The sequence below is a fragment of the Loktanella sp. DJP18 genome, assembly GCF_049310965.1.
Lineage (GTDB): Bacteria > Pseudomonadota > Alphaproteobacteria > Rhodobacterales > Rhodobacteraceae > Loktanella.
Window position 1 is genome coordinate 39,451 of sequence record NZ_JBMERN010000028.1, and the last position, 7,379, is coordinate 46,829.

Consider the following 7,379-nt stretch of genomic DNA (forward strand, 5'->3'; position numbering starts at 1 on the left):
CCGTGGGATCACAGGTGGGTCGCGCGCTTTGCCGCAGATGACGGCACGTTTCGCTGGCATCCCCCGCCTTGCCTTGGCATCCTGATCCCCAAATAGGAGGTTTCATCATGACCGACATCGTCATTCTGGGCGGCGCCCGCACCGCCATCGGGACGTTCGGCGGCGCGCTGGCGGGCACGCCGCCGATCACGCTGGGGGCCATCGCGGCGAAGGCCGCGATTGAACGGGGCGGGCTGACGCCGGACCGGATCGGCACTGTCGTCTTTGGCCACGTCATCAATACCGAACCGCGCGACATGTATCTCAGCCGTGTGGCGGCGATGGACGCGGGCGTCCCGGATACGGTGCCGGCGATGAACGTCAACCGGCTGTGCGGGTCGGGCGTGCAGGCCATCATCTCGGTGGTGCAGGCGCTGGAGATGGGGGATGCGGACTTTGGCCTTGCGGGCGGGGCAGAGTGCATGTCGCGGTCGCCCTTCATCGTCAGCGATCAGCGGTGGGGGGCAAAGATGGGCGATATCCAGACCCGCGACATGATGCTGGGCGCGCTGAACTGCCCGTTCGGCACCGGCCACATGGGCATCACTGCGGAAAACGTCAGCGCAGAGCATGACGTGAGCCGCGCGGCGCAGGACGCCTTTGCGTTGGAAAGCCAAAGCCGCGCGGCGCGGGCGATGGCAGAAGGGCGTTTCGACGACCAGATCGTGCCGGTCGAGGTCAAGGCCCGGCGCGAGACGGTCCAGTTCCGCACGGACGAGCATCCGAAGGCCACGACGGCCGAGGCTTTGGCAGGGCTGCGCCCGGCATTCCGCAAGGACGGCAGCGTGACGGCGGGCAATGCCTCTGGCCTCAACGACGGGGCGGCAGCGGTGACATTGGCGACGATGGCCGCGGCAAAGGCGGCGGGGCTGACCCCGCGGTTCCGCGTGCTGGGCTACGCCCATGCTGGCGTGCGGCCAGAGGTCATGGGCATCGGACCCGTGCCGGCCGTCCGCAAGCTGCTGGACCGGACCGGACTGACGGTCGACGACTTCGACGTGATCGAAAGCAACGAGGCCTTCGCCGCGCAGGCGCTGGCGGTCAGCAAGGAACTTGGCCTTGATCCCGCCAAGGTGAACCCGAACGGGGGTGCCATAGCGTTGGGGCATCCGGTGGGTGCGACGGGTGCCATCATCACGGTCAAGGCGATGTATGAACTGGACCGGATTCAAGGCCGGCGGGCCTTGATCACGATGTGCATCGGTGGCGGTCAGGGGATTGCGCTGGCTATCGAACGGATCGCCTGACGGCAGCGCTTCAATAGAAAAGCGCCGCGTTGTTGACCAGCAGGATGCGGATGACCTCGATCGCGATCAGCGCGATGATCGGTGACAGGTCGACGCCGCCGAGGCTGGGCAGAACGCTGCGGATCGGGCGATAGATCGGTTCAAGGATGCGTTGCAGCGTGTACCAGATCTGTCCGACCAGTGGCTGGCGCACGTTCAGCACATCAAAGCTGATCAGCCAGCTCATGATGAAATGCGCGAAGATGAAGAAACGTGCGACGCCCAGCAGCAGCATCAGGATCTGGAACAGGGACGTCATAGGCACTTCTCCTTTGTTTCAGTGGCGCAGGTAAGCGGTTCGGCCGCTTGAAACAAGTGCCCTCTGCCGCGAGGTCAAAGTTGACGCGCACGTCAATGTGGCGCAGGTGCGGCGCATGTATCCCTTCATCCGCCTTGCCAAGGAATTCGCATTGCACCGCAAGGCCGGTGATCTGGGGGCGCTGGGCGTGCATGTCAGTCACCATCGCTGCTGGCCGCAGGATATCGACCTGTTTCTCGAGATGAACAACGGGCGCATCCTCACGATCCTCGATCTGGGCCGGACGATCCTGGCACGCCGCGTGGGTCTGCTGCGGGGGATGCGGGCGCGGGGCTGGGGGCTGACGATGGCGGGGGCGTCGATCCGGTATCGCCGCCGGATCAGACCCTTCGTGCGGTTCAGGGTCGTCAGCCGCGCGGTCGGCTGGGACGACCGCTTCTTTTGCATCGACCAGTCGATCTGGATCGGCGCGGATTGCGCAGCACAAGCCCTTTATCGTGCGGCCGTGACCGATGCGCAGGGCATCGTCGCACCGGATATCGTCTTTGCGCAGGTGGGCCATGACGCGGCCCGGCCGGCCTTGCCGGATTGGGTCGTCCGGTGGATCGGTGCAGGCGCGCACCGCCCCTGGCCGCCACAGGGTCCGACTGTCTGAAGGAGACTTGCCAGTGCCGGGTGCCGCGTTGTCTAGTCGCGCCAAACGGGGGGCACGGCATGGCGGTATCGAAGCGGCGGATCTGGGGATGGATGGCCTTCGACTGGGCGTCGCAACCCTATTACACGCTGGGCCTGACCTTCGTGTTCGGCCCCTACTTCGCACTCGTCGCCACCAATGCCTTCATGGCCGATGGCATGGAGAAGCTGGCCGCCGATGCACAGGCGCAGTCGATCTGGTCCGCAGGGCAGACCATCGCCGGCCTGCTGATCGCGATCACCGCCCCCTTTCTGGGTGCATTCGCCGACAACTCCGGGCGCAAGATGCCTTGGATCGCCGGGTTCTCTGTCATCTACATCATTGCGTCCTGGGCGTTGTGGGGGTTGGAGCCGAGCGGCGCGGGGCTGATGTGGACGCTCGTCATCTTCTACGTCGGATTCTTCGCGGCCGAATCCGCGTTGAACTTCGTCAACGCGATCCTGCCGAGCCTTGGGACCGAGAAAGAGATCGGTCGCATCTCCGGTTCGGGCGCGGCCTTCGGGTATTGGGGCGGCGTGGTGTCGCTGTTCATCCTGCTGCTGCTGTTCGTGGAAAGCCCCGATACCGGTGTGACGCTGATCGGCCTCGCACCACCCTTCGGTCTGGACGCCACACAGATGGAAGGCACCCGCAGCGTCGGGCCATTCATCGCGATCTGGTTCGCGATCTTCATGATCCCGTTCTTCCTCTATGTCCGTGACGACCCGCGTCTGGGCGGACAATCGACGCGCATCGCCGTCGTCTGGGGCGAGCTGAAAGAGACGTTGCGCGGTGTCCTGCGGCGACCCAGTCTGAAGAACTTCCTGCTGGGGTCCATGTTCTACCGCGACGCTCTGAATGCGCTTTATGCCTTTGGCGGCATCTACGCGGCGCTCGTGCTGGGCTGGACGACGATCCAGATCGGGGTCTTCGGCATCGTGGCGGCCATCGCGGCGGCGATCTTTACCTGGGCGGGCGGGTTGGCGGACCAGCGGTTCGGGCCAAAGCCCGTCATTCGATTCAGCGTCTGGCTGCTGATCGTCGTATCCTGCTTCATCGTCGGCATGTCGCGGGATCATCTGTTCATCTTTCCGCTGGCCGAGACGTCGCAGGTGCCGGATATCATCTTCTACGTTTGCGGCATGGTGATCGGCGGGGCTGGCGGGTCGATCTATGCCGCCAGCCGGTCGATGATGGTGCGCCACACCCACCCGGACCGCCCGGCAGAGGCGTTCGGCCTCTTTGCGCTGACCGGCAAGGCGACTGCCTTTGTCGCGCCCGCAAGCATATCCCTGTTCACGTTTCTGACAGGGAACGTGCAACTGGGTTTTTTGCCGGTGATCCTACTGTTCCTCCTTGGATTGTTACTGTTAAGGTGGGTCAACAAAGACGGAGATCGCGCAGAATGGTCCGCATTGCAGCCCTGATTGCCCTTCTGACAGGACTCTCTGCCTGCCAGCAGGACGCAAAGGTCGCCACGGCGACGCAACCGGCATTTTCCACCCAGAACACCAACGATACCCGCATCGCAAAGCAGGTGTTCGGCAATATTCCCACGCCGGCGGTCATGCCGTCCGCGCCCGTCGGGTTCTATTCCAAGGGCTGTCAGGCGGGTGCGACGCAGCTGCCGGAAACCGGACCGACCTGGCAGGCGATGCGCCTGTCGCGCAATCGCAACTGGGGCCAGCCCGAGCTGATCGATTTCGTGCAGAATCTGTCCCGGTTCGCCGCGACGCAGCCCGGATGGAACGGCCTTTATCTGGGCGACATGAGCCAGCCGCGCGGCGGGCCGATGCTGACCGGCCATGCCAGCCACCAGACCGGCCTTGATGCCGATATCTGGCTGAAGCCCGCCAGCAACTTGTCGCTTTCCCGGACAGAGCGCGAGAACATCTCCTCTGACCGGATGGATCGCAATGACGGCGCCTATGTGAACGGCAACTGGGGCCCGACCCAAGAGGCGATCATTCGCGCCGCTGCGTCCGATCCGCGGGTCGATCGCATCTTCATCTTTGCGGGTGCAAAGGTCGCCATGTGTGCATCCGCGACCGGCGACCGCAGCTGGCTGAACAAGGTGCGTCCTTGGTATGGTCACAACTACCATTTTCATGTGCGGCTGAAATGCCCCGCCGGATCGACGTCATGCGCGCCGCAAGACCCGCCGCCGCCGGGCGATGGCTGCGCCGATGCGCGGGAATGGGTGGACAACATCGTCAATCCGAAGCCCGCACCGCCGCGCGACCCCAATGCGCCCGCTCCCGCACCCAAGCGTGAACTTACAATGGCCAGCCTGCCCGGCCAGTGCGCTGCCGTCGCCGCCAACTGACCGTGCGCCGCCTCATTCTTGCCGTTGCCCTGTTGGCCGGGTGTGGTCAGGCTTTTGGCCAGTCGACCGCGCCGGGCGTGTCCCTGGTCGGCCGTCATGTCTGGGTCGCCGATGGTCCGGCCTTTGGCGGCATGTCCGGGATCGAGATGTCGGACGACGGCACGCGTTTCCATGCACTCAGCGATCATGGGACTTTATGGCAGGGCCGGATCAGGCGCGACGGCGGCGTCATTGTCGGTCTGGACACGGTCAGTGCGACGACACTGTCCGTTGGGCGGGGAAATGCCGGCCGACGCATGGACGACAGTGAAGGGTTGGCTATAGGGCCTGACGGCCGCATCTACGTCTCGTTCGAGGGTTATGCCCGCGTCGCGATCTATCCCGATGTGACACGCCCCCCGGTCACCATTCCGCGCCCCCGAGAGTTCGACGGCTTTCAAGTCAATGCGTCGCTCGAGGCGCTGGCCTTGGGTCCCGATGGTGCGCTCTATACTTTGCCGGAACGGTCCGGGCGCCAGTCCCTGCCTTTCCCCATGTTCCGCTTGCTGGACGACGCCTGGACCGTCCCGTTCAGCATTCCCCGCGACGGTGCCTTTCTACCCGTCGGGGCAGACATCGGCCCCGATGGCCTGTTCTACCTTTTGGAACGCGACTTTGCCGGCATCGGCTTTCGCAGCCGCGTGCGGCGGTTCGACATGACAGGTCAAAATGGCGAGACATTGCTGGAAACCGGGATCGGCGTGCATGACAATCTGGAAGGCATCAGTGTCTGGCGCGAGGACGGCGGCGCGATCCGCATGACCTTGATCGCCGATGATAACTTCAAGTTCTTCCAGTCCACGGAGCTCGTCGAATACCGCATCACGGATTGACGGGGCGGTGACAGGACGCTAGGCCGTGCCGTCCCCGGATGATCCGTGGACCAAGTGCCGCACCCTTGTCAAAACGGACCCATATCATGCGACTTCTTCCCGGCGTCATCGCCATGGCCATCATCGTCGTGGCCTCCAACATCCTCGTGCAATTCCTGATCCTTGACGGCCTTCTGACCTGGGGGGCGTTCACCTATCCGCTGGCGTTCCTCATCACGGACCTGATGAACCGCATCTACGGCACCGCGGCCGCGCGCCGCGTCGTCGGGGTCGGCCTGGTCGTCGGCATCGTCTGTTCGCTGATCGGATCGCAGATCCAGCTGGAATTCGGCCCCGCCGTGCCGATCCGTGTTGCCATCGCCTCGGCCACCGCCTTTGGCGTGGCGCAACTGCTGGACATCGCCGTGTTCAACAAGCTGCGCATGGGCGTGTGGTGGATCGCACCCTTGGGGTCGACGCTGATCTCCTCTGTCGTCGACACGGTGATCTTCTTCGGGATCGCCTTCGCCGCCGTCTTCAACGGGATCAGCCCCGCCGCCGCCGATCAGGTGATCTGGGCGCAAGAGGCCGTGCCCTTCCTGAACGCGGGCCCCGTCGCGCCGCTCTGGGTCTCTCTCGCCGTGGCGGACTGGTCGGTAAAGCTGGGCGTGGCGCTTCTGGCGCTGGTGCCGTTTCGCCTGATTGTTGGGCGGCTCACACAGGTGCGTGTATAATCGCCATGGGTGGTATATTTTAATTTGACATAAACCATATGTGTGCCAACTTCGGGGCAGGCGAAACATTTGAAAGGAGGTGATCCAGTGCATCATGAAGTTCTGGAGACGTGTGTCGGGACAGCTTGGGGGGTTCTGATCTAGGGCAGCCCCTGGGTGAGATTCCCTTCAGGTGGGTGGCCTTTTTAGGTCCCTAACCGACCCACCTCCGATATTCAGGAAAGGGCTATCCCATCGCCGGGGTAGCCCTTTTTACGTCGCACCTTCAGGTGCGACGTGCCGGGGTAAACGTTTGACGCAGTCAAATGTGGCCCGGCAGCGGGCATCGGGTCACCGACACTGGCAAAGCACGCCAAACCCGTTAGATCATCCTCCATGGCCGACGATCTTTTCATCACCGACGCGATCACCATCCAGGGGTGGGAGCTGACCGAGCAGTTCACCCGCGCCTCTGGCCCCGGCGGGCAGAACGTGAACAAGGTCTCGACGGCGGTGGAGCTGCGGTTCGAGGCGGAACGCTCGCCCTCCCTGCCCGACCCCGTCAAGGCGCGGCTGAAGCGCCTCGCCGGGCGGCGCTGGACACTGGACGGCGCGCTGGTGCTGTTCGTGCAGGACACAAGGTCACAGGCCCGCAACCGCGACCTCGCCCGCGAACGCCTCGCCGAGTTGATCGTCCGCGCCACCGAGAAACCCAAACGCCGCGTGGCGACAAAGCCGACCTATGGCTCCGTGAAGCGCCGCCTGAAGGCGAAGAAGGTCAGGGGCGAGGTGAAGGCTTTAAGGGGGTCGGTGGACCCCTAGCTTGCCTGTCTGATGCGGCCCGACCTAATAATTTCCGGTTTTAGAAGGTCTTCACGCTCCCGAGAAAGCTTTAAGGCGCGCTCTGCAAAATTATCGCCGCCTTTGGAGACATACTCCCTCACAAGACCATCGATCTGGCGTGTTAGAGTGCCAACCTTAGACTTCGAATCAAAAAGCGACCCGCTATGGCGAGGTACGTTGTTCTTCATCGTTGTTGCCTCCAGATTTTTGATCATCATGAATCAGCTTGAACAATATAGCAAGATAAGCTGCAACTTCCCTAAGAACATCCTCACGCTCCCAGTCGCGGTCATCCCTTTCACTCTCGTTCTTGTAACGCCCAACTCGGTCACTTGTTGCAATCAAAATTCCTAACGGATGATCGCCGTCTGTTGAAATAGGCATTGACG

General features: G+C 63.4%; 9 protein-coding genes. 7 read left to right on the forward strand and 2 right to left on the reverse strand.

The window, feature by feature from the left end; all coding sequences use genetic code 11:
• Positions 1-107 precede the first annotated feature (107 nt).
• On the forward strand, positions 108-1,286 hold the full coding sequence (locus ACOI1H_RS10605; protein ID WP_422437283.1) for an acetyl-CoA C-acyltransferase family protein: 1,179 nt from the start codon (positions 108-110) through the stop codon (positions 1,284-1,286).
• 10 nt (positions 1,287-1,296) lie between these two features.
• Here ACOI1H_RS10605 and ACOI1H_RS10610 read toward each other — a convergent pair whose 3' ends face one another.
• Positions 1,297-1,584: a YggT family protein gene (locus ACOI1H_RS10610; RefSeq protein WP_422437285.1), complete on the reverse strand. Its 288-nt coding sequence runs from the start codon at positions 1,582-1,584 to the stop codon at positions 1,297-1,299.
• A 115-nt stretch (positions 1,585-1,699) separates the two neighbouring features.
• Here ACOI1H_RS10610 and ACOI1H_RS10615 point away from each other — a divergent pair, with 115 nt between their 5' ends.
• From ACOI1H_RS10615 to arfB, 6 genes are all read left to right on the forward strand, one after another.
• Positions 1,700-2,239: an acyl-CoA thioesterase gene (locus ACOI1H_RS10615; RefSeq protein WP_422437287.1), complete on the forward strand. Its 540-nt coding sequence runs from the start codon at positions 1,700-1,702 to the stop codon at positions 2,237-2,239.
• 59 nt (positions 2,240-2,298) lie between these two features.
• The gene (locus tag ACOI1H_RS10620) at positions 2,299-3,684 is read left to right on the forward strand and encodes an MFS transporter (protein WP_422437289.1); all 1,386 of its coding nucleotides are present in this window, start codon (positions 2,299-2,301) and stop codon (positions 3,682-3,684) included.
• Positions 3,663-4,583, forward strand: a complete 921-nt coding sequence (gene mepA / locus ACOI1H_RS10625; RefSeq protein WP_422437290.1) for a penicillin-insensitive murein endopeptidase — start codon at positions 3,663-3,665, stop codon at positions 4,581-4,583. The genes ACOI1H_RS10620 and mepA overlap by 22 nt, the downstream gene beginning before the upstream one ends.
• A 2-nt stretch (positions 4,584-4,585) precedes the next feature.
• Positions 4,586-5,455 carry an esterase-like activity of phytase family protein gene (locus ACOI1H_RS10630; RefSeq protein WP_422437292.1) on the forward strand — a complete coding sequence of 290 codons (870 nt, stop codon included), beginning with the start codon at positions 4,586-4,588 and terminating at the stop codon, positions 5,453-5,455.
• Positions 5,456-5,538: 83 nt separating this feature from the next.
• Positions 5,539-6,168: a queuosine precursor transporter gene (locus tag ACOI1H_RS10635; protein WP_422437298.1), complete on the forward strand. Its 630-nt coding sequence runs from the start codon at positions 5,539-5,541 to the stop codon at positions 6,166-6,168.
• A gap of 375 nt (positions 6,169-6,543) precedes the next feature.
• Positions 6,544-6,969, forward strand: coding sequence for an alternative ribosome rescue aminoacyl-tRNA hydrolase ArfB (arfB, locus tag ACOI1H_RS10640; protein ID WP_422437294.1), 426 nt, complete (start codon positions 6,544-6,546; stop codon positions 6,967-6,969).
• A gap of 183 nt (positions 6,970-7,152) precedes the next feature.
• Here the strand turns inward: arfB and ACOI1H_RS10645 are convergent.
• Positions 7,153-7,379: hypothetical protein (locus tag ACOI1H_RS10645; protein WP_422437295.1), on the reverse strand; the 227-nt coding region annotated here is incomplete at its 5' end.

Coding starts and splice junctions, on each gene's coding strand:
- ACOI1H_RS10620 (WP_422437289.1), top strand. CDS start 2,299: ATGGCGGTATCGAAGCGGCGGATCTGGGGATGGATGGCCTTCGACTGG.
- ACOI1H_RS10605 (WP_422437283.1), top strand. CDS start 108: ATGACCGACATCGTCATTCTGGGCGGCGCCCGCACCGCCATCGGGACG.
- ACOI1H_RS10615 (WP_422437287.1), top strand. CDS start 1,700: ATGTATCCCTTCATCCGCCTTGCCAAGGAATTCGCATTGCACCGCAAG.
- arfB (WP_422437294.1), top strand. CDS start 6,544: ATGGCCGACGATCTTTTCATCACCGACGCGATCACCATCCAGGGGTGG.
- ACOI1H_RS10610 (WP_422437285.1), bottom strand. CDS start 1,584: ATGACGTCCCTGTTCCAGATCCTGATGCTGCTGCTGGGCGTCGCACGT.
- mepA (WP_422437290.1), top strand. CDS start 3,663: ATGGTCCGCATTGCAGCCCTGATTGCCCTTCTGACAGGACTCTCTGCC.